This window comes from Variovorax gracilis (assembly GCF_030317115.1).
Lineage (GTDB): Bacteria > Pseudomonadota > Gammaproteobacteria > Burkholderiales > Burkholderiaceae_C > Variovorax > Variovorax gracilis.
The window spans coordinates 337,593-358,896 of the sequence record NZ_JASZYF010000005.1; the positions used below are offsets into that span (position 1 = coordinate 337,593).

Genomic DNA, 21,304 nt, shown 5'->3' on the forward strand with positions numbered 1-21,304 from the left:
CGGTGTTCCGTGAAGGGACCTGCGGGAAAGGACCCGCGCGAAGGCGCCTGCTTCGTTGGACGGTTTGTATTCGCCCTGCGTTGAAGTAGGCTCCGGGCATGAAGCTCTTCACCGGTCCCCTCAGCATGTTCGGCGCCAAGGCGCAGATCGCATTGCTCGAAAAAGGGCTCGCGTCCGAATGCGTCATGGTGCCCTTCGACCGCGACGACAACTACGAGCCCAGGCACCCCGAGGTGCTGCGGGTCAACCCGAAGCGGCAGGTGCCGGTGCTGATCGACGGTGAAGTCGAGCTGTTCGACTCGACGCAGATCTTCGAATACCTCGAAGACCGCGCGCCCACTCCCCCGCTCTGGCCCGCGGGCGCCGCGGCGCGGGCGCGTGCCCGGCAGCTGGAGCTCAAGTCGGACGAGGTCTACTTCCCCCAGGTCGTGAAGCTCTTCGGGCTCCAGCACGACATGCAAAACCCGGCGGCGCTTGCTGCCTGCGGTGCCTGCGCCCGCTTTCATGAAGACCTGGATCGCCTGCTGAGCGATCGGGACTACCTCGCGGGCTCCTATTCCTACGCCGACATCGCCTTCTATATGGCGCACGTGTTCGCCGACCGCAAGGGCGCAGGCATGACCGAGGCCACCCCGCGGCTGGTGGCATGGCGAGATCGCATCGGCGCACGGGATGCCGTGCGCGAAGTGGTCGGCGCGATGATGGGTTTCCTTGCCTCGGAGGGCCGACCGGTGCCTGCCTTCCTGCAGCAGCACCTCCGCACGTGAACCGGCTCGACGACCTGCTCGACTGGCTGCCATCGCCGTCGCAGCATTTGCTGGTCGTCACCTTCGCGCTGCTGGTCTACGTGTTGAGCACGCGCGCACGGCGCGAGCAGCGCGCGCCCACCACGGCCATCGCGTGGGTCATGGGCCTCGTGCTCGTGCCGTACGTCATCCTCCCGATGTACTTGATGTTCGGCCAGCGAAAGCTGCGGCCGACCGGCTCGCCCCGCCCGCCGAGATCCTCGCCCGCGGGGCACTGGGCGGCAGACCTGATCGAGAGCTTCGGCCTTGCTTCGCCCGGCCGTTGCTCGCCGCGCTTTCATTCAGACGGCGGCGGCGCGCGCGACGCGCTCTTCGAGGTGATCGAGGGCGCACGCCGCCGCATCGACGTGTGCACCTTCATCATCGGCGACGACGCGCTCGGGCATGAGGTCATCAACCGCTTGTCGCGCCGCGCGCGCGAAGGCGTCAAGGTGCGGGTGCTGCTCGACGGCTTTGGCGCCCTCTCGCTGCCGCGCTCGCATTTCGATTCGCTGCGCGAAGCCGGGGCCGAAGTGGCAGTGTTCCGCCCCATCTTCAGCCTGCGACGCACCGGCCCGCGCAACCTTCGCAACCACCGCAAACTGACGATCGCGGACGACGGCTGGCTCTGGTCCGGCGGCCGCAATCTGGCGGGCGAATACTTCACCGGCAACGACGACCATCCCGTGCCCTGGCACGATTTGTCCTTCGACCTCCGGGGTAGCGTGGCGGCCGCCGCGGCCCGGCAGTTCGACCACGACTGGTCGTCGGTGCGCAAACGCAAGCCGCGCGCGATCTCGGCCGAAGACAGGCCTTCCGGCGACGGCCTCGCCCAGTTCCTGCCCAGCGGCCCTGACCAGACCGAGGACACCGCGCATGCGCTGCTGATCGACGCATGCTTCCGCGCCGAGCACCGCCTGCTGGCGATCACCCCCTACTTCGTGCCCGGCGACGGCCTGCGCGATGCATTGCGGCTCGCCGCACGGCGCGGAGTGCAGGTCACGATCGCGATGCCCGCGCAGTCGAACCACCGGCTGGCCGACTTCGTCCGTGCCCGCGCCATGCGCGACCTCGCACGCGCCGGCGTCATCTTTCGCATGCTGCCATTCATGGCCCACGCGAAAGCGGTGGTGGTGGACGACAACCTGGCCCTCTGCGGCTCGATCAACCTCGACATGCGCAGCCTGCTGCTGAATCACGAAGCAGCCGTGGTGTTCTACGGCCAAGGCGAAGTCGAGTGGCTCGCCCAGTGGATCGAGACGGCCGCCTCAGCCGGCGAAACCTATCGCGCGCGCCGACCGGGGCTGGTGCGCGATGTCGCCGAAGGGCTGCTGCTCACGATTGCGTTTCAGCTCTGAGCGTGGCCGGCACCGAGGTATTTCGGAGCGACCGTGTCGAGCGCGGCAGCGCGAATGCCCAGATCCTCCAGCGACGGAAGCGTGCCGCTGGCCACGTTCGGCGTCTTCATGGACTGCAGGTTGTCGCCCGACATCAGCGTCTCGCCCGGCATGCGCTCCATCACGGCCGCCTGCAGCATTCCGAGAGCAGGTGGGAGCGCAATCACGGATCGCTCATGGCCCGACCACCGACCCGCAAGCTTGACAAGCTCCCTCAGCGTGAAGATCTCCGGCCCCGTGCATTCGAAGATCTGGCCTGCAGTTCCCGGTCGCTCGAGGCAGACAAGGATCGCGCGGGCGACATCTTCGACCCACACGGGCTGGAAACGGGCATCCGCGGAGGCCAATGGAAGCACTGGGGCGAACCTCGACAGGCGCGCGAACAAATTCATGAAGCGATCGTGCCGGCCGTAGATCACGGACGGGCGAAGGAGGGTCACATCGAGATCCGCGCCCTGCAACACCGCCTCGCCTTCTGCCTTGGACCGCAAATAGCAGCTCGGCTGTGCGCTGTCGACACCGAGCGCGCTGACATGCACGATCCGCCGGACGCCTTTCGAACGGCAGGCACCGACCAGCGTTCGGGGCAAGGCGACGTGCGTTCGGACGAAATCGGCGTCGCTCCCGTGCAGGATCGCAATGAGATTGACCACGGCGTCCTGGCCATCGACCAGGCCGGCGAGTTGTGCCGCGTCGTGGACGTCTGCACCCACGATCCTCGCGGACGGCGGCAACCCCCATTGCCTTGCCTGCACCGGCCGGCGGCTGGGTACCGTGATCTCGGTTGCGCTGTCCGAGCCGGCGATCAGCGCACACAGGCTGCGTCCCACGAAGCCCGTTCCCCCCAGGATCAGGACCTTGTTCATCCGGCTTCCACCTGCTTGTTGGTGTAGCTCGCATTCCCCAACCCCGTGCCGATGGTCAGGATGGCCCAGCGCGTCACGTCCTGCATGAAAGGCAGCTCGCTCAAGCCTTGCACGACCGCGTCGTTGTGCATCAACGCCATGGTGGGTGCGCCGTGGATGGTCGGAATCCGCTTGCACAGCTCACTGGGCAGGTGAAAGTTGTCGCTTTCCCAGTGGCCAGGCAGGTTCTGCGCGCCGCGCGAAATCGAGCCGTCCTTGGCGATCAGCCCCGGACACGCGATGCCTATGTACGGCGCGAGCCGGATGCCCTTCTTCTTGCAATAGCGGATCTGCGCTTCGAGCATCTCGGCCAGGCGGTCGATCAGCGCCTTGCGGTTGGGTTTGTCGTCCTTGTGCCTCCACTTTTCGCGGCGCAGCACCTTCGCTTTGGACATGTCCTTGGCGCGCTTCATCCGCATCTTGACGATGCCACAGCGCACGTTGGTGCCGCCGATGTCGAGCGCGAGGATGGCGTCGTGGTGTGCGAGCAGCGGCGGCGGCACCAGGTGCACCCAGCCCAACAGTCCGGCATCGTCGGTCTCGTGGCAAATGCGGGCGAGCTCCACCGATACCTTCATGTCCTGGAGGATCGCCGCGGCCTGCAGGATGGCACGTTCGCCGACATCGCTTTCCGGAAAGCCGCCGCCGATCACGATGCGTTCGACGCCCTTCCAGGACGGCTGCCGCATGAAGCGTTCGATGACCCAGGCGAGTTCCTCGGCGAACTCCTCGATCGCTGCGTGCACCACGTCGCCTGCTTCGGACGCCTCCTTGGCCCCAAGCGCCTCGTCCAGCGCCGCCTTGCTGAGGTCCTTGGAATGGCGGCCGCCAAGCGGATCCTTGCCCTTGCGGCGGCGTTTCTGGCGCCAGCGCTCCAGCAGCGTCCTGAACGCGGTCTGGCTGGCCTGGTCGCCGATGAAGCCATCCTTGTCGCGCAACTGAAGGCTGTAGCCATCGACGATGACCGAAGGCAGTTCACGTGCGCCGTGCACATCGGGGAGGGGGTGGGATTCTTTCTTCTCGGATGCCATTGCGTCTTTCGTGAAGGAGGTCAGTCGGCGGTGGTCTCCAGGATCAGGCGTGCAGTTTCCTCCGGCGCATCCCAGTGCGGGAAGTGGCCGCAGCGCTCGAACCAGTGCAGGCGTGCATCCGGAAAAAGCTGCTGCGCGCGCACCGCCTGCCGCGGAAGACACACGCGGTCGAGTCGCCCCCAGCCGATCACCAGCGGTTTGGCCATCCTGCCAATGGCCAGCCCTTCCTGAGGCGGGCCGCGTACCAGATCGCGAAGGATCAGGCTGAAGGATTCCGCCGAAGCGTAGCTGCGCATCTCCTCCAGCACCAGCGATGGCGATAGCCGCGCCGCCTGTGCGGAGAACTGCGCCAGCAACAGTTTTCGTGACCATTCGTGTCCGGTGATGGCAGGCATTGCAAATTGCAGGCTCCGCACCACCCTTCGTGAGAAGCAGATCGAACTTTGGTAGAGGTATCGCTCCCAGCCGCCCCAGAAGCCGCCCGGCCCCAGTGAGACGACCGAGCCCAGGACGCCGCCCCGCCGTGCCAACTCGAGGACCAGTCTGGCGCCCAGGGAACTGCCGACCGCATCTGTCCCGAGAAGGTCGTGTTCCCGCAGGAATTGCGCGACCGCGTTGGACAGGGTCCGCAAGGACACCTCTCCCGCCAGCGGCGGGCTCTTGCCGAAGCCCGGAAGGTCGATCGCCACCACGGCGCGCTCGGCAGCCAGCGGGTTCAGGACGGTGTGCCACGAGCGCCAGTTGCTGCCAAGTCCATGTACGAGCAACAAGGGCTTCCCTTCACCGCGTCGGACATAGTTGATCAGCACGCGTTCACTTTGCGTTCACATAGTGCGCTGCAGCATCAGCCTGCCGCACGATCGGCTGTAGGAGAACGAGCCTGCCCGCCCCTCGCCCGCGCCGATACACTGGATCGATGCTTTCGTTGCGCCGACCGTGGCTCATCGCCCTGACCTGCCTGGGACTCCTCTGCGCCGCCGCGTTCTGGCACGCATCGCACGCACAGGAACAGGGCCTGCGCATCGGGTCCAAACGCTTCACGGAGTCCTACATCCTGGCGGAGGTCATGGCGCAGACGGCTTCGCCGCAGACGGCGACGCCGCCGGTGATCCGCCAAGGCCTGGGCAACACCGCGATCGTCTACGAAGCCCTGCGCTCCGGCGGCATCGATCTCTATGCCGAGTACACCGGCACGATCGCGCTGGAGATCCTCAAGGGATCCCAGTCGATGACGCGAGAAGCCATGAACGCGGCCCTTGCGCCGCTCGGGCTGGGCGTCGCGGTCCCACTGGGATTCAACGATGGCTATGCACTGGCGATGCGCGCAGCCGATGCGGATCGTCTCGGCGTAAGCAACCTGAGCGACCTGGCGAGCCACCCCGAACTGAAGCTGGGCCTGTCGAACGAGTTCATCGGCCGTGCCGATGGCTGGCAGGGTCTCGCCGCGCGCTACCGATTCAGGCAGTCGCCGACCGGGCTGGACCACGGCCTTGCCTACGACGCCATCGCGGCGAAGCAGATCGACGTGATCGACATCTACACCACCGACGCCAAGATCGACCATCTCGGCCTCCGCGTGCTCCAGGATGACCGCGCCTACTTCCCGCGCTACGACGCCGTGGTGCTGTACCGGCTCGACGTACCCACGCGCTGGCCGAAGGCATGGGCGGCGCTGCAGAAGCTCGAGGGCCGCATCGACGAGCGCGCCATGATCGCCATGAACGCGCGCGCCGAGTTGCAGGGTGTGGCCTTCGACGTGATCGCCCGCGACTTCCTGGCGCAAAAAGGCCAGCCCGGCGTGCAGGCGGGCTCGGCCGGCTCCTCGGATTCGGCATCGCGCGGTTTCGTCGCCAAGCTCCTCGGCCCCGACCTGGGCCGGCTGGCGCGGCAGCACCTGATGCTCGTCGCGGTGTCCGTCGGGCTTGCGATCCTCGTCGCGGTGCCGCTCGGGATCCTGGTGTTTCCGCATCTGCGGATGCGCGCGCTGGTGCTCGGCCTGACGGGCCTGTTGCAGACCATTCCCTCGCTGGCGATGCTCGCGGTGTTGATCTCGCTCATCGGCGCGATCGGCACGCTGCCTGCGCTGGTCGCGCTCACGCTTTACTCGCTGCTGCCGATCATGCGCAACACGGTCACCGGACTGGCCGAGGTTCCCGCAGGCTTGCGACAGGCGGGCACCGCGCTCGGCATGACCGGCGCGCAAAGCCTGCGGGTGGTGACGCTCCCGCTGGCACTGCCCACCCTGCTGGCCGGTGTGCGAACTGCAACGACCATCGCCATCGGCACCGCGACCATCGCGGCCTTCATCGGCGCCGGCGGCTTCGGCGAACGCATCGTGACCGGGCTCGCCCTCAACGACCGCGAATTGCTGGTCGCCGGCGCCGTCCCGGCCGCCGTGCTGGCCCTCATGAGCGAGGCACTGTTCGAAACCATCGAGTTCGTCATGCGCCGGCGTCGGGGGTGAAGACTGGCATCACCCGATTGCGACGACGAACCAGCCGGACTAGGCTCATCAGTCGCTGCCGCGCCAACGCGCGGCTTCGGAGGAGCCAACGATGAATCGATGCGAGCTGCCCACGCGCCTGTCGCTGGCGGATGGGGCAGAGCTGCACTACACAGAGCACGGACGCGGATCGCCGCTCATCCTGTTGCACGGCGGTTTGGGCGATTGCCATTCGTGGGCGCCGCAGATGCAAGCCTTTGCGGCACGATTTCGCGTGATCGCCTACAGCCGGCGATTCAGCAGCCCGAGCAGAAGCCCCTCCGCGCCTGCAGGCTACACACCGCAGACCGACGTGGACGACCTCGGGGCACTTCAAGCGCACTTGGGCTGCGAACCTGCGCATCTGGTCGGAACGTCCTTCGGCGCATTGATTGCACTGATGTTCGCGCTTCAGCATCCCGACCAGGTGCTGAGCCTGACCTTGAACGAACCGCCTTTGCATCCATGGGCATGTCGCACGCCCGAGGGGCGAGCGCTGTTCGAGGCATTCGAGGCGGATGTCTGGCGCCCCGCCACCCTGGCCTTCGAACGAGGTGACGACCGCGCGGCGTTGCGCCTGCTGGTCGACGGTATCTGCGGCGAGCCTCTGTTCGACAGGTTGCCGCCCGAACGGATGCATGCCGTGACGCGCAACGTGGGCACGATGAAAGCGCTCACACGGTCGGCGGAGCCGTTTCCTGACCTGCCGCGCTCGGAAGTGGCGGCGCTGAAGATGCCCATCCTCCTCTTGAACGGCGATCGGGCCAGCGATCTGCATCGAACAGTGATGCACGAGTTGGCGCTGGCATTGCCCCATTCGCAACAGGAAGTGATCGCGGGCGCGGGACACGGCGCGCCCGTCGAGAATCCCGTCGGTTTCAACCGGGTGGTCTTCTGGAGTTTGGTGCGCAGTGGACGAACATAGACTCGCCTCTTCCGGGGACACAAGGACACCTTGCACATGAACATCGTGATTACCGGCGGTGCCGGCTTCGTCGGCGCGCGGCTCGCCCGCACCCTCCTTGCGCGTCAACAACTCTCCCTGGCGGGCGAAGCGCCAGCATTGATCGACACCATCACCCTCGTCGACCGCGTGCCGCCACCGAGCGATCTCGCGCAGGACCCGCGCGTGAGCGCCGTCGTGGGAGATCTCAACGAGCGGCTCGCCAACGAACCCGCGCGGGTCGTGCTCCCGAAGACCTCACTGGTCTTCCACCTCGCCGCCGCGGTCAGTGGCGAATGCGAGGCCGACTTCGACCTTGGCATGCGTAGCAACTTCGCCGCCACCAACGCGCTGCTCGAAGCCTGCCGAAAGCTCGGTACGGTGCCGACACTCGTGTTCTCGAGTTCGCTGGCCGTGTTCGGCAACTCGCCCGAGCAACCGTTGCCCGAAGTGATCACCGACAACACGCTGCCCACCCCGCAGACCAGCTACGGCATCCAGAAGTTCATCGCAGAGCAACTCGTGGCCGACTACACACGCAAGGGCTTCATCAATGGCCGCAGCGTGCGGCTCATGACGGTGAGCGTGCGCCCGGGCCGACCCAACGGCGCAGCGTCGGGCTTCTTCAGCGGCATGATCCGCGAGCCGCTCGCGGGCGTTCGCGCCGCCTGCCCGGTCGCGGACGAAACGCCGGTTGCGATCTCGTCGCCAACACGCACCATCGAAGGGCTGATCCGCGCCGCCGAAGCGAGCGATGCGCAATGGGGGCCGCGCACTGCGCTCAATCTGCCCTCGCTGTCCACCACCGTCGGGGAAATGGCCGCGGCGCTCGGCCGCGTCGCCGGCACCGCCGCCACGGAACTGCTCGACCGCACGCCCGATCCGATGATCCGCCGCATCGTGAAGAGCTGGCCGGGGCGCTTCGAAACGGTGCGCGCCCGCGCGCTGGGCCTGGAGTCGGATGCGAGCTTCGAAGAAGTGGTACGCGAATACGTCCGTGAAAATCCCGACGAGGTCAAGCTCCGTCTTCAGGCATAGTCGGTTGCGCATCCTTCCCGCAACCTCCCCGGAGACAACATGAAACTCGGCACCCTCGCCGCCTGCCTTTCGCTCGCCCTCGGCGCCAGCGCCTTCGCACAGACCACCACGCTCAAGATCGGCTACGCCACGACGAAGGAATCGCACTATGGCGTCGGCTCCACTGTGTTCTGCGACGAGGTCGAGAAGGGTACGCAAGGCCGCTACAAGTGCCAGCATTTCCCCAACTCCGCGCTCGGCGGCGAGCGTGAGCAGATCGAGGCGGTGCAGCTCGGCACGCAGGACCTGGTCAACACGTCCACGGGCCCGGTCGGCAACTTCGTTCCTGAAGTCAAGATCGTCGACATCCCCTTCCTCTTCCGCGACTACGACCACGCGCGCAAGGTGATGGATGGCCCGATCGGCCAGGACATCCTCGCCAAGTTCCCGAGCAAGGGCATCATCGCGCTCGCCTGGACCGAGAACGGCTTCCGGCACATGACGAACAGCAAGCGCGACATCGTCAAGCCCTCCGACGCCGCCGGCCTGAAGATGCGCACGATGGAAAACAAGGTGCACATGGATGGCTACCGTACCTTCGGCATCCTGCCGACGCCGATGGCTTTCCCCGAGCTGTTCGGCGCCCTCCAGCAAGGCACCGTGGACGGCCAGGAGAACCCGATCCCCGTGATCCTGTCCGCCAAGTTCGCGCAAGTGCAGAACCACCTCTCGCTGACGGCCCACGTCTACTCGCCGGCGCTGCTGCTGCTGTCGCCCCGGGTCTGGAACAAGCTGTCGGATGCCGACAAGAAAGTGTTCGTCGAAGCCGCCCGGAAGGCCGGCGCCGCCCAGCGCAAGAAGGTGAACGAAGACGAGAACAACGGCATCGCCCAACTCGAGAAGGACGGCATGAAGGTGATCCGCAAGGTCGACGGCGCCGCCTTCCGCGACGCGCTCAAGCCTGCCTACGCCGGCTACGCCAAGGAATTCGGCGCCGACAACATCAAGAAGATCTCGGACGTCCAGTAAGCGCGGCCACGCGCCGCCTCCGGCACCGCCGCCCGGTGAGCCAGCCATGGCACCGGGCGGTTCTCTTTGCACAGATCCCACAACAACAGTCGTCGTGAAAACCTTCGAACACTACTTCCTGGCCGCGAATCGGTGGGTACTGATTCTTCTGCTCGCCTCGATGTCGGTCATCATCTTCATCAACGTGGCGATGCGCTACCTGACGAGCAACTCGCTCGAATGGGCCGAAGAGGTCTCGCGCCACATGATGATCTGGCTCACCTTCCTCGGGGCGGGCCCGGTGCTGCGCTACGGCGGGCACATCGCGGTCGAGAACCTGCAGGACGCGCTGCCGCCCAAGGCCGCCATCGCGATGCGCGCGATGGTCGCTGCGCTGCTCTTCGCCTTCTTCGGCTTCATGGTCTGGTATGGCTGGCTCTACATGGAACGCACGATGTTCCAGCTGACCGCTGTCACGCAGATTCCCTTTGCCTATATCTACAGCGCCATGATGTTCGGCGGGCTGCTTCTGATCGTGCACTGGCTGCTGATCGTGCGCGGCTACGTGCTGCGGCGCGAGTTTGCTTCCGACGCGCATTTCGATGCGGCTGCGAGCGCTTCGCTATGAACGCCAGCCTCGTCCTCATCTTTTCGGTGTGCGTGTTTCTCGCGATCGGCGTGCCGGTCGCATTCGCGCTGGGCCTTGCCACCGCCGCCACGCTGATCCTCGCCGAGTCCTATCCGCTGATGGTGCTGCTGAAGGAGACCTTCACCGGCATCGACAGCTTCCCGCTGATGGCGGTGCCCTTCTTCATCCTTGCAGCAGAGCTCATGAGCGGCGGCTCGCTGACCGAGGTGCTGCTGCGCTTTGCAGGGCAGTTCGTCGGCCACCGGCGCGGTGGGCTGGGCTACACCAACGTGGTGTCGCTGACCTTCTTCTCGGGCATCTCGGGTTCGGCACTGGCCGACGCGGCCGGGCCGGGTTCCATGCTCATCAAGATGATGGACAAGGCCGGCTACGACCGCTCGTATGCCGCCGCGCTCACCGCCTCGACCGCCATTGTCGGGCCGATCATCCCGCCTTCGATCATCATGATCATCTACGCGCTGCAGGACGACAACGTGTCGGTCGGCAGCCTGTTCGTGGCGGGCCTCATTCCGGGCCTGTTGATCGCGGTGGCGATGTGCGTGGTCAACTTCTACGTCTCGAAGAAGCGCAATTACAAGGGCGACGGCGGCATGCCGCCCTGGCGCGAAGTGCTGCTGACGACGTGGAAGGCGATCCCGGCGATCCTGCTGCCGGTGGTCATCCTTGGGGGCATGCGCGCTGGCTGGTTCACGCCGACCGAGGCATCGGTGGTCGCGGTGTTCTATGCGCTGGTGTGCGGCAAGTTCGTCTACCGCACGCTCGAGTGGAAGGCGCTGCCCGACATCCTCTCCCGCTCCGCCCTGCTGTCGGCCTCGGTGCTCATCATCATCGGCCTGTCGGCCTCGTTCGCGTGGATCCTGACCATCGAGAACGTGCCTCAGACGCTGGCTGAATGGCTGGCGGGGATGAACCTGTCGCCGTGGATGTTCCTCATCATCGTGAACGTCTTCCTGCTGCTCTTCGGCATCTTCATCGAGCCGCTTCCGGGCGTGATGGTGCTGGCGCCGATCCTCGCGCCGGTGGCGGTCAAGCTGGGCATCGACCCCATCCACTTCGCGATGATCGTGATCTACAACCTCACGCTCGGCATGATCACGCCGCCGGTGGGTGGCCTGCTCTTCGTGACCTGCAACGTGTCGCGTGTGCCGATGTCGCAACTGGTGCGCGAGTTGGCGCCCTTCCTGTGGGCGCATGGCGCGGTGCTGCTGTTGCTCACCTTCATGCCGGCGATCAGCACGTGGCTGCCGCGCCTGTGGGGCTTCAAGTAGCGCCAGCGCTTTTCACGAAAGTGTCACGCTGATCCGCGATGCTGCGGCGCTCGCCCAAGAACGCCGCAGCATCTTCCATGTTCCTCATCAAGACCGACAAGGCGCGCCACGAACTCCAGCCCGGCCGCCGCACGCTGGGCCAACGCGAACGCGCCCTGCTGCTGATGGCCGACGGCCGGCGCTCGGTGACCGATTTCGGCCAACTCTTCAGCAGCCGCGACGAAGCCGGGAAGGTGGCACTGCACCTGGTGCGGCAGGGTTACCTGCTGGACGCCCACACGCAGCAGCGCCAGCCGCCCGTCGACGCCGCGCCGGGTCCTGCCGAGATCGCGCCGGCCGCTGCCGACGCCTTCGACGGCAAGCGCTCCCTCGCCACCACGCGCATGTTTCTTTTTGACCTCTGCGAACGCATGTTCGTGCGGCGCAACCCGATCCTGGCCGAGCAGTTCCGAGAGAAGCTGCGCGAATCCCGCGACCGGGACGGCATGCTGGCCGTGGCCGGCGCCATGCTCGACGAGATCGCCAAGTCCGCAGGCGCGGAGCGTGCCGATTCGATCCGCGAGCGCATCGACAAGTTGCTGCCGGCACCGCTCGTGCACTGAATTCGCCGGCCGGCGATCCGCCAATCCCTTACACTCGCCCGGTCAGGAGAGAGCTCCGCAGCAGCGGGGCCGCCGAAGGCGCAGGTCCCCTCGAAACAAGGGCCCGAACGCTCAGGCAAAAGGACTGACGAGGCGCCCTTCACGGGCGTTTCCTTGCTGGAGAGAGACGGCCGTTACCACGTCGGAAGGCCGTCCACCGAAGGAGCAAACCCCGATCGTGGGGTGAATCTCTCAGGTAAAGCGGACAGCAGGGGTGGCCCATGGCTTTGGTCATGGATCTGGACTGCCCCTTTGGAGAGTGCCTTGGCCTCCACATCGACCGACGATCTTCTGAAGACCCCGCTTCACGCCCTGCATGTGGAGTTGGGCGCCCGCATGGTTCCCTTCGCGGGCTACTCGATGCCGGTGCAGTACCCCGCCGGCCTGATGGCCGAGCACAAGCACACGCGCGAAGCCGCGGGCCTGTTCGACATTTCCCATATGGGTCAATTGCGGCTGGTCGGCCCGGATGCGGCGGCGGCTTTCGAGACCCTCATGCCCGTCGACGTGATCGGCCTGGCGCCGGGCAAGCAGCGCTACGGCCTGCTGCTCAACGACGAGGGAGGCATCCTCGACGACTTGATGTTCTTCAACGAAGGCCACGATTCGATCTTCGTGATCGTGAACGGCGCCTGCAAGCAGGCGGACATCGCTCACATCACGGCGAAGATCGGCCAGCGTTGCCAGGTCCTGCCCATGCCCGACCATGCGCTGCTGGCGCTCCAGGGGCCGCAAGCGGCGGCGACGCTCGCGCGCCTCTCGCCAGGCGTCGAGCGCTTCGTCTTCATGACGGGTGGCGTCGTGCAGATCGGCGGCCTGCCGGCCCTTGTCACGCGCAGCGGCTACACGGGCGAGGACGGCTTCGAGATCTCGGTCGCCACCAAAGACGCCGAGGCGCTGGCCCGCCTGCTTCTCGCCCAGCCGGAGGTCAAGCCCATCGGCCTGGGCGCGCGCAATTCGCTGCGGCTCGAAGCCGGGCTCTGCCTCTACGGCAACGACATCGACGAAACCACCACGCCAGTCGAGGCGTCGCTCGGCTGGGCGATGCAGAAGGTGCGGCGCACCGGCGGCGAACGCGAAGGCGGATTTCCCGGCGCGGCCCGGATCCTGGCGCAACTCACGGCGGCCAGCGGCACCGCGGGCCACCTCGACCACGACACGCTGAAGCGCAAGCGCGTCGGCCTTGTGGCACTGGAACGGGTGCCCGTGCGCGATGGCACGCTCCTTGAATCCTTCGAAGGCCATGCCATCGGCCACGTCACCAGCGGATTGCTCGGCCCCACGGTCGACCGGCCGGTCGCCATGGGCTACGTCGCGCTGGCCTACGGTGAACCGGGCACGCGCATCCAGGCCATCGTGCGCGGCAAGCCCGTCCCGATGGAAGTGAGCACCATGCCTTTCGTGCCCGCCCGCTACTACCGGGGTTGAGGACATGAGCACACCCCCAGGCTTGCCCACTTCGTGTGGCCGCACACCCCCTTGCAGGGGGCAATACCTGCGGCCCGGCAAAGCCGGTTCCGCGGTATTCCCCGAATTCCCCGAATCGGCTGCACTGTTCAACGTTTCTTTTTCCAGGAGTTTTCCATGACCATCAAATACACCAAGGACCACGAGTGGGTTCAGCAGCACTCAGACGCCACGCTCGTGACCGTCGGTATCACGGTGCATGCCCAGGACGCGCTGGGCGACGTGGTGTTCGTCGACCTGCCTGAAGTCGGCAAGACTTTCAACCAGGGCGAGGTCGCGGGTGTGGTCGAGTCGGTCAAGGCCGCGGCCGATGTGTTCATGCCGGTCTCGGGGGAAATCACCGAAGTCAACGAGGCGTTGCGCGCCGATCCTTCGCTTGCCAACAGCGCGCCGATGGATGCGGGCTGGTTCTTCAAGGTCCGCATCAGCGATGCGACCCAACTCGAAGCACTGCTCGACGAGACAGCCTACGAGAAGTTCTCTTCCGAATGATGTCCGCCCCCCGGCTTGTCGCTTCGCGTACTTCGCCACCCCCCGAGGGAGTGGCACGGCCCGTCTTGGGGCGGCCCGGCGGCGGTCGTGATCCTTTCCTTTCCTTTCTCCAGACCTGACCTCCATGTCGACGCCCGTCCTGCCCACTCTCCCCACGCTCGGCCAACTCGAGAACGCCGACGAATTCATCGCGCGCCACATCGGCATCGAAACGGAAGACGAGACGCGCATGCTGTCCGCCATCGGCTCGACGACGCGCGCCGAGCTGATCGACGGCATCGTGCCGCCAGCCATCCGCCGCAGCCGGCCGATGCGTCTCCCTGCGCCGACCACGGAGGCAGACGCGCTGGCCGAGCTGAAGGCCATCGCAGCAAAGAACAAGGTGGCGCGCAGCTTCATCGGCCAGGGCTACTACGGCACGCTCACGCCGGGTGTGATTCTGCGCAACGTGCTCGAGAACCCCGCCTGGTACACGGCCTACACGCCCTACCAGGCCGAGATTTCTCAGGGGCGCATGGAGGCCCTGGTGAACTTCCAGACCATGGTCTGCGATCTCACGGGCATGGCGATCGCCAATGCGTCGATGCTCGACGAGGCCACGGCCGCCGCCGAGGCAATGACGCTGGCCAAGCGCGGCGTCAAGAGCAAAAGCAACGTCTTCCTGGTGTCGGGTGATTGCCACCCACAGACCATCGAGGTGATCAAGACGCGCGCCGCACCGCTGGGCATCGAAGTCAAGGTCAGCACCGTGTCCGAAACCCTGCCGCACCTGATGGCAAGCAGCGAGTTCTTCGGCGTGCTGGCACAGTACCCGGCCACGACCGGGCATGTGCACGACCTGCGCCCCCTCGCCGGCCACGCCCATCAGTTCGGCGCCGCCTTCTGCGTGGCGGCCGACCTGCTGGCGCTCACGCTGCTGGCGCCTCCGGGGGAATGGGACGCGGACATCGTCTGCGGCACCACGCAGCGCTTCGGCATGCCGATGTGCAACGGCGGGCCGCACGCCGCCTACCTGGCATGCCGTGACGAATACAAGCGCTCGCTGCCTGGACGCATCGTCGGCGTGAGCGTTGACACGCAGGGCGCACCCGCCTACCGCCTGGCGCTGCAGACGCGCGAGCAGCACATCCGCCGCGAGAAGGCCACGTCCAACATCTGTACGGCACAGGTGCTGCCGGCGGTGGTGGCAAGCATGTATGCGGTCTATCACGGGCCGCAGGGGCTGCGCCGCATTGCGCAGCGTGTCGCCGGCCTCACGGCGGTGCTGGCGCAAGGCCTGGAGCAGATGGGCCGCGAGCTGGTCAACGCCACCGCCTTCGACTCCATCACCGTCAAGACCGGCGACGACACGGCGAAGATCCTGGAACGCGCCGAGGCCGCCAGCTTCAACCTGCGCCAAGGCGTTCAGAACCACCTGGGTGTCTCGCTCGACGAGACCACGACGCGTGCCGACATCGAGACGCTCTGGGCCTTGTTCGTGCCCGCGGGCAAGCCGATGCCGCGCTTCGAGGATCTGACCCACCGCATCACGCCTCGCATTCCCGAGGACCTGCGCCGCACCAGCGATTTCCTCACGCACCCGGTGTTCAACACCCACAAGAGCGAAACCGCGATGCTGCGCTACATCCGCAGCCTGAGCGACAAGGACCTGGCGCTCGATCGCAGCATGATCCCGCTCGGCAGCTGCACGATGAAGCTGAACGCGACGAGCGAGATGATCCCGATCACCTGGCCCGAGTTCGCGAACATCCATCCCTTCGCGCCGGCCGAGCAACTGCAAGGCTATGCCCAGCTCGACAAGCAGTTGCGCGCCTGGCTCTGCGAGGCGACGGGCTATGCCGGCATCAGCCTGCAACCCAACGCCGGCTCGCAGGGCGAGTACGCGGGCCTGCTGGCGATCAAGGCCTTCCACGAGGCCAAGGGCGAGGGCCATCGCAATGTGTGCCTGATTCCGTCCTCGGCGCATGGCACCAATCCGGCCAGCGCGCAGATGGTGGGCATGCAGGTGGTGGTGACGGCCTGCGATGCCGACGGCAACGTCGACATCGACGACCTCAAGCGCGCCTGCGGAACGCACGGCGACAAGCTCGCGGCGGTGATGATCACCTACCCCAGCACGCATGGCGTATTCGAGACCCGCGTGAAGGAACTCTGCGAGATCGTGCACGCCTACGGCGGCCGCGTGTACGTGGACGGCGCCAACATGAATGCGCTGGTCGGCGTGGCCGCACCGGGCGAATTCGGCGGCGACGTGAGCCACCTGAATCTGCACAAGACCTTCTGCATCCCGCACGGCGGCGGCGGCCCGGGTGTGGGGCCGGTGTGCGTCGTCGAGGACCTCGTTCCCTACCTGCCCGGACATGCGACCGGCGGCATCGCATCCCACGGCGTGGGTGCCGTGTCGGCGGCACCTCTAGGCAACGCGGCCGTGCTCCCGATCAGCTGGATGTATTGCCGGATGATGGGAGCGACGGGCCTGAAGGCCGCGACCGAGATCGCCATCCTCAGCGCCAACTACATCAGCGCCCGGCTGAAGGAGCACTACCCCACGCTGTACGCAAGCCCGAATGGCCACGTCGCGCACGAATGCATCCTCGACCTGCGCCCCCTCAAGGACGCCAGCGGCGTGACCGCCGAGGACGTCGCCAAGCGGCTGATCGACTACGGCTTCCATGCACCGACGCTGAGCTTCCCGGTCCCCGGCACACTGATGGTCGAGCCGACCGAGAGCGAGCCGCTGGCCGAACTCGACCGCTTCATCGACGCCATGATCGCGATCCGTGGCGAGATCCGCCGGATCGAGGAAGGCGTCTGGCCGAAGGACGACAACCCGCTCAAGAACGCACCCCACACCGCGGCCAGCCTGCTCGGCAGCGAGTGGACCCGGCCCTACTCGCGCGAGCTCGGCGCCTTTCCGCTCGCCACGCTCAAGCAGGCGAAGTACTGGCCGCCGATCGGTCGCGTCGACAACGTCTACGGCGACCGCAACCTGTTCTGCAGTTGCGTGCCAGTGGGCGAGTACGCGAAGGGTTGAGGTTCGTTAACATTTTTTTACAACGACGGCGCCGACCCTGTCGATTTCGCCAGGCCTGCTTCGACGTTGAAGTAGAGCCCCGGGAATGGCCCGGTCCCGCAGACCGGATTCCGGGCTCCCAACCGAAGGAGCAACGACATGCGATTCATGGTGATAGTCAAGGCCAGCAAGGACTCCGAGGCCGGCGTCATGCCCAGCGAGGCCATGCTGACCGCAATGGGCAAGTACAACGAAGAGCTGGTCAAGGCCGGCGTCATGCTGGCGGGCGAAGGCCTGCAGGCCAGTTCGAAGGGCGCGCGGATTCGCTTTTCAGGCAAGCAGCGGACGGTGATCGACGGGCCTTTCAGCGAGACCAAGGAACTGGTCGCTGGCTTCTGGCTCTGGCAGGTGCGCTCGAAGGAAGAAGCCATCGAATGGCTCAAGCGCGCGCCTTTCGACGACGGCGAAGAGGTCGAGTTGCGCCAGGTCTTCGAGATGGAGGACTTCGGCGCCGAACTCACGCCGGAACTCCGGGAGCAGGAAAAGCGGCTGGCGGCCGAAATTGCCGCCAGGAAGGCCTGACCGAATAGACGAAGGAGGCATGATGAGATTCATGATCATTCGCAAGGCCGACAAGGACACCGAGGCCGGCATGATGCCCACCGAGCAACTCGTGACCGACATGCTCAAGTACAACGAAGAAATGATCAAGGCGGGCGTGATGTTCGACGGCATGGGCCTGCAGCCCAGCGCGAAGGGTGCGCGCATCCGGTTCAGGGACGGCAAGCCGTCGGTGATCGACGGCCCCTTCGCCGAGGCGAAGGAGCTGATCGCCGGTATCACCCTGATCCAGGTCAAGTCCCGGGAAGAGGCGCTCGAATGGGTCAAGCGCTGGCCCGCTATCGACGGCGACGGCAACGTCGAGCTCGAACTCCGGCAGATCTACGAGGCCGAGGATTTCGGCGCCGAGTTCACACCCGAGATCCGCAAGCAGGAAGAGCTCCTGCGCGGCAGCGCGACGGCGCGCGACACCAATGCATCGGGCTGAGGAACCGACATGGAAACCACCCTCCAACGCGCGCAAGCCCCTGCTGCGGCGGCCTGGACCGGCCGCGTCCTCGCGCGGGACTGAGGCCCTGCCGCCGCCTGTCGGGGGATTGTCGTGACGGCAGGCGACACGCACCGCACCATCAATGCTGTCTGGCGCATCGAATCCGCCAGGATCATCGGTGCGGTGGCGCGAATGGTGCGCGACGTCGGCGTTGCGGAAGAACTCGCGCAGGACGCCCTGGTCGCCGCGCTCGAACGATGGCCGCGCGAGGGCATTCCTGGCAACCCCGGCGCCTGGCTCACTACCGCCGCGAAGCACCGCGCGGTCGACCTGCTTCGCAAGAGAACGCTGCACGCCAGCAAGGCAGAAGAGGTCGGCCGTGAACTGGATGCCCAGCACGCCATGGCCGCGGCAGACTTCTCCGAAGCGGTGGACGCCGCGCTCGACGACGAAGTGGGCGACGACATCCTTCGCCTGGTGTTCACGGCCTGCCATCCGGTGCTTTCGCCCGACGGCCGGGTCGCGCTGACCTTGCGCCTGCTCGGAGGCCTGACCACCGACGAGATCGCGCGCTCCTTCCTCGTGCCCGAACCGACGATCGCGCAGCGCATCGTGCGCGCCAAGCGAACACTGGCGGCTGCACGCGTACCCTTCGAGGCGCCGCGCGCGAACGAACTGGCCGCGCGTCTCGCGTCGGTGCTGGAAGTTATCTACCTGGTCTTCAACGAAGGTTATTCGGCCACCGCCGGCCATGACTGGATGCGGCCCGCACTGTGCGAGGAAGCGTTGCGGCTCGGTCGTATCCTGGCAGAACTCATGCCTGGCGAGCCGGAAGTCCATGGCTTGGTCGCGCTGATGGAGATCCAGGCTTCGCGCGCCGCGGCACGTGTGGATGCCAACGGCGACCCGATCCTGTTGCTCGAGCAGAACCGCGGACGCTGGAACCAGATCCTGATCCGGCGCGGCCTCACCGCGCTGGAGCGCGCTGAAAAGCTCGGCGGCGCGCTGGGGCCCTATGCCCTGCAGGCCGCGATCGCCGCATGCCACGCGCGCGCTCGCACCGGAGCGGACACCGACTGGCAGCGGATCGCCGCACTCTATGAAGCACTCGCGCAACTCGCGCCCTCGCCCATCGTGGAACTGAATCGCGCGGTCGCGCTTTCGATGGCCTTCGGGCCCGCGGTGGGCCTCGAACTCGTCGATGCGCTGCGCTCGGAACCGCTATTGCAGGGCTATCACCTGCTGCCCAGCGTACGCGGCGACCTGCTCGCCAAGCTGGGCCGCAAGAGCGAGGCCTACTTGGAATTCAAGCGCGCCGCCGAACTCACGCGCAACGCGCGAGAGCGCAAGCTGCTCCTGATGCGCGCCCTTGCATGCGCGGGCAGCGCGGCCGGGCCGGGCGTCGATTGAGCGAGGTTCGCGCTATTTCTTCGCCATTGCGCCAGTCGCGATCTGGCGGCGCAACTCGGCCAGCTTCGCCTTCATCCTCCGCTCGTTGACCGGCCCCATGCGCACCAGGATCTTCTGGCCGGCCGACAGCGATTCGAGCTCCGGATCGACGAATTCGTAGCGCACCCAAGGGCGTTCCGACTGCATCTCGCCCTTGACCTCCGTGAGCTTCACTTGCACCGGCCCCGCAGGAACGGGCGCCTGCAGCAAATGGTCGATGACCGCCACCAGGCGGTCGTTGAAGTAGCGCCCCGGGTAGCCGAGCTCCTCGTACGCCTGCTGGAACAGGGGATACAGCTTTGCGTAAAGCGCCACCGCGCGGGCGCTGTCGACCGACTCCGCAAAAAGCACCAAGGGGGTGTAGCGGCTGCCGTTGTCCGCGCTGATCGTCTTCACCTCGCCGTTGCCCTGCACGGTGAAGCGCTGCGGTGCGGGATGCGTCGGCCACATGCGCGAGGTCGCTTGCGCGCGCGGCAGGTTGTCGACGGTCGCGACCACACGCCGCACGAAGCCATCGACCTGGAGGAAGGAAACGACAGACTTCCTGCCGAGCAATTCATTGAGCGCAGCGGTGACACGGCCGTCGGCATCGTTCAGAGCGGGCAATGCGGGGTCGGGCTCGGCCAGGGCATCGACCGGGTTCTGCGGACCCTGCGCCACGGGCGCGGGCGGCGCGTCGGGGGGTGTGGGCTGGGGCGCGGTCGCGGCGGGCGGCTCCTGCGGCGGCGCCTCCTTCTGCAGCGACCAGCGCCACCACGCGAATGCGGCCGCGAGGATCACCACGACGACAATCACCAGGGTCCACACCGAAGATTCGCGTGCTGGCCTGAATTCTGCTGAGTCCCGTTCGGGCATGGTGGAATCGTCCTTTTCATCTGCGGGCGGATGCGCCCGATCCATTTGAAACCACGCGGCGCTTCCTGCCGTAACGCCCTGTGACCGCCCTGGAACCCCTATGAACATCGACTTCGCCGCCCTGACCGAGCACCAGCGCTACAAGCTCATGGCCAGCCTGATCGTGCCTCGTCCGATCGCGCTCGTCACCACCCTCGGCCCCGACGGCATCGTCAACGCCGCGCCCTTCAGCATGTTCAACATGCTCGGCGAGGAGCCACCGATCGTGATGATCAGCGTCAACCGCCTGCAGGACGGCGTACTCAAGGATACGGCGGCCAATATCGTGCGGACCGGCGAATTCGTCGTGCACCTGGCAGACGAGGACATTGCCGAGCAGATGCACCGCTGCGGCGACCGCCACCCACCGCACGTGAGCGAACTCGACATCGTCGGTTTCACAGCCTTGCCCAGCAGCGCGGTCAAGCCGCCCCGCATCGCCGAAGCACCCGTCGCATTCGAATGCACCCTGTGGGAGACGCTCGAAACCGAAAGCCGGCAGATTTTCATTGGGCAGGTGCGCTGGATGCATGCACGGGACGAGCTGATCGACACCGAAACCTGGCGCGTCCGGCTGCAACACTACTTTCCGGTCGGGCGCTTCGGCGCGAGCTTCTATGTGAAGACGCGCGAACGCTACTCCCTGGCGGCCCAGGGTGAGACCCGGAGCACGTCGATCGATGAAATGTAGACCCCGCGATTCGTCGCGCTCGAGCCACGATCGCGGCAACTCGGCAATCTACTGCGTTGCGCTGCCCAGGGTGATCGGCCGTGCGGTCTATTCCTAAGGTAGGCGCTGCCTTACAAGCACT

General features: G+C 66.4%; 20 protein-coding genes and 2 riboswitches. Of the genes, 16 read left to right on the forward strand and 4 right to left on the reverse strand.

Going from position 1 to position 21,304, the window contains the following annotated elements; genetic code table 11:
* Window positions 1-98: 98 nt before the first annotated feature.
* Window positions 99-767: a glutathione S-transferase family protein gene (locus QTH97_RS13435; protein ID WP_286568656.1), complete on the forward strand. Its 669-nt coding sequence runs from the start codon at window positions 99-101 to the stop codon at window positions 765-767.
* Window positions 764-2,143, forward strand: a complete 1,380-nt coding sequence (locus tag QTH97_RS13440; RefSeq protein ID WP_286568657.1) for a phospholipase D-like domain-containing protein — start codon at window positions 764-766, stop codon at window positions 2,141-2,143. The genes QTH97_RS13435 and QTH97_RS13440 overlap by 4 nt, the downstream gene beginning before the upstream one ends.
* On the opposite strand, the gene QTH97_RS13445 is transcribed toward QTH97_RS13440, so the two are convergent.
* From QTH97_RS13445 to QTH97_RS13455, 3 genes are read right to left on the reverse strand one after another with little or no spacing between them, the layout of a single operon-like run.
* The gene (locus QTH97_RS13445; RefSeq protein ID WP_286568658.1) at window positions 2,134-3,048 is read right to left on the reverse strand and encodes a complex I NDUFA9 subunit family protein; all 915 of its coding nucleotides are present in this window, start codon (window positions 3,046-3,048) and stop codon (window positions 2,134-2,136) included. The genes QTH97_RS13440 and QTH97_RS13445 overlap by 10 nt on opposite strands.
* Window positions 3,045-4,118, reverse strand: a complete 1,074-nt coding sequence (locus QTH97_RS13450; RefSeq protein ID WP_286568659.1) for an ROK family protein — start codon at window positions 4,116-4,118, stop codon at window positions 3,045-3,047. Before QTH97_RS13450 ends, QTH97_RS13445 begins: the two co-directional genes overlap by 4 nt.
* 20 nt (window positions 4,119-4,138) lie before the next feature.
* On the reverse strand, window positions 4,139-4,888 hold the full coding sequence (locus QTH97_RS13455; RefSeq protein ID WP_286568660.1) for an alpha/beta fold hydrolase: 750 nt from the start codon (window positions 4,886-4,888) through the stop codon (window positions 4,139-4,141).
* 146 nt (window positions 4,889-5,034) lie between these two features.
* Between QTH97_RS13455 and QTH97_RS13460 the strand changes: the two genes are divergently transcribed.
* The 13 genes from QTH97_RS13460 (at window position 5,035) to QTH97_RS13520 (ending at window position 19,559) form a co-directional block, all read left to right on the forward strand.
* On the forward strand, window positions 5,035-6,582 hold the full coding sequence (locus tag QTH97_RS13460; RefSeq protein WP_286568662.1) for an ABC transporter permease/substrate-binding protein: 1,548 nt from the start codon (window positions 5,035-5,037) through the stop codon (window positions 6,580-6,582).
* 91 nt (window positions 6,583-6,673) lie between these two features.
* Entirely contained in the window at window positions 6,674-7,525 is an 852-nt protein-coding gene (locus QTH97_RS13465) for an alpha/beta fold hydrolase (protein WP_286568663.1), read from the forward strand.
* 36 nt (window positions 7,526-7,561) lie between these two features.
* Entirely contained in the window at window positions 7,562-8,581 is a 1,020-nt protein-coding gene (gene denD, locus QTH97_RS13470) for a D-erythronate dehydrogenase (protein ID WP_286568665.1), read from the forward strand.
* Between the two features lie 39 nt (window positions 8,582-8,620).
* A complete protein-coding gene (locus QTH97_RS13475; RefSeq protein WP_286568666.1) occupies window positions 8,621-9,589 on the forward strand; it encodes a TRAP transporter substrate-binding protein in 969 nt (322 codons plus the stop codon).
* Between the two features lie 94 nt (window positions 9,590-9,683).
* Window positions 9,684-10,196 carry a TRAP transporter small permease gene (locus tag QTH97_RS13480; protein WP_286568668.1) on the forward strand — a complete coding sequence of 171 codons (513 nt, stop codon included), beginning with the start codon at window positions 9,684-9,686 and terminating at the stop codon, window positions 10,194-10,196.
* Window positions 10,193-11,485 (forward strand): TRAP transporter large permease, encoded by a 1,293-nt coding sequence (locus tag QTH97_RS13485; RefSeq protein ID WP_286568669.1) that lies wholly within the window; start codon window positions 10,193-10,195, stop codon window positions 11,483-11,485. The genes QTH97_RS13480 and QTH97_RS13485 overlap by 4 nt, the downstream gene beginning before the upstream one ends.
* A gap of 77 nt (window positions 11,486-11,562) precedes the next feature.
* Window positions 11,563-12,087, forward strand: coding sequence for a hypothetical protein (locus QTH97_RS13490; RefSeq protein WP_286568670.1), 525 nt, complete (start codon window positions 11,563-11,565; stop codon window positions 12,085-12,087).
* Window positions 12,088-12,120: 33 nt separating this feature from the next.
* A riboswitch (glycine riboswitch) is annotated at window positions 12,121-12,224 on the forward strand.
* 9 nt (window positions 12,225-12,233) lie between these two features.
* Window positions 12,234-12,345: riboswitch (glycine riboswitch) on the forward strand.
* Window positions 12,346-12,390: 45 nt separating this feature from the next.
* The gene (gcvT, locus tag QTH97_RS13495; RefSeq protein WP_286568671.1) at window positions 12,391-13,554 is read left to right on the forward strand and encodes a glycine cleavage system aminomethyltransferase GcvT; all 1,164 of its coding nucleotides are present in this window, start codon (window positions 12,391-12,393) and stop codon (window positions 13,552-13,554) included.
* A gap of 156 nt (window positions 13,555-13,710) precedes the next feature.
* Window positions 13,711-14,085 carry a glycine cleavage system protein GcvH gene (gene gcvH / locus QTH97_RS13500; RefSeq protein WP_286568672.1) on the forward strand — a complete coding sequence of 125 codons (375 nt, stop codon included), beginning with the start codon at window positions 13,711-13,713 and terminating at the stop codon, window positions 14,083-14,085.
* Window positions 14,086-14,209: 124 nt separating this feature from the next.
* Window positions 14,210-17,119: an aminomethyl-transferring glycine dehydrogenase gene (gcvP, locus tag QTH97_RS13505; RefSeq protein WP_286568673.1), complete on the forward strand. Its 2,910-nt coding sequence runs from the start codon at window positions 14,210-14,212 to the stop codon at window positions 17,117-17,119.
* Window positions 17,120-17,257: 138 nt separating this feature from the next.
* Complete coding sequence (locus QTH97_RS13510; RefSeq protein WP_286568674.1) at window positions 17,258-17,680, forward strand: YciI family protein; 423 nt, start codon at window positions 17,258-17,260, stop codon at window positions 17,678-17,680.
* Between the two features lie 22 nt (window positions 17,681-17,702).
* Window positions 17,703-18,146, forward strand: a complete 444-nt coding sequence (locus QTH97_RS13515; RefSeq protein WP_286568735.1) for a YciI family protein — start codon at window positions 17,703-17,705, stop codon at window positions 18,144-18,146.
* Window positions 18,147-18,260: 114 nt separating this feature from the next.
* Complete coding sequence (locus QTH97_RS13520; RefSeq protein WP_286568675.1) at window positions 18,261-19,559, forward strand: RNA polymerase sigma factor; 1,299 nt, start codon at window positions 18,261-18,263, stop codon at window positions 19,557-19,559.
* Window positions 19,560-19,571: 12 nt separating this feature from the next.
* Here QTH97_RS13520 and QTH97_RS13525 read toward each other — a convergent pair whose 3' ends face one another.
* The gene (locus tag QTH97_RS13525; RefSeq protein ID WP_286568676.1) at window positions 19,572-20,453 is read right to left on the reverse strand and encodes a DUF3014 domain-containing protein; all 882 of its coding nucleotides are present in this window, start codon (window positions 20,451-20,453) and stop codon (window positions 19,572-19,574) included.
* A 100-nt stretch (window positions 20,454-20,553) separates the two neighbouring features.
* Here QTH97_RS13525 and QTH97_RS13530 point away from each other — a divergent pair, with 100 nt between their 5' ends.
* Entirely contained in the window at window positions 20,554-21,183 is a 630-nt protein-coding gene (locus QTH97_RS13530; protein WP_286568677.1) for a flavin reductase family protein, read from the forward strand.
* The last annotated feature ends 121 nt before the right edge of the window (window positions 21,184-21,304 follow it).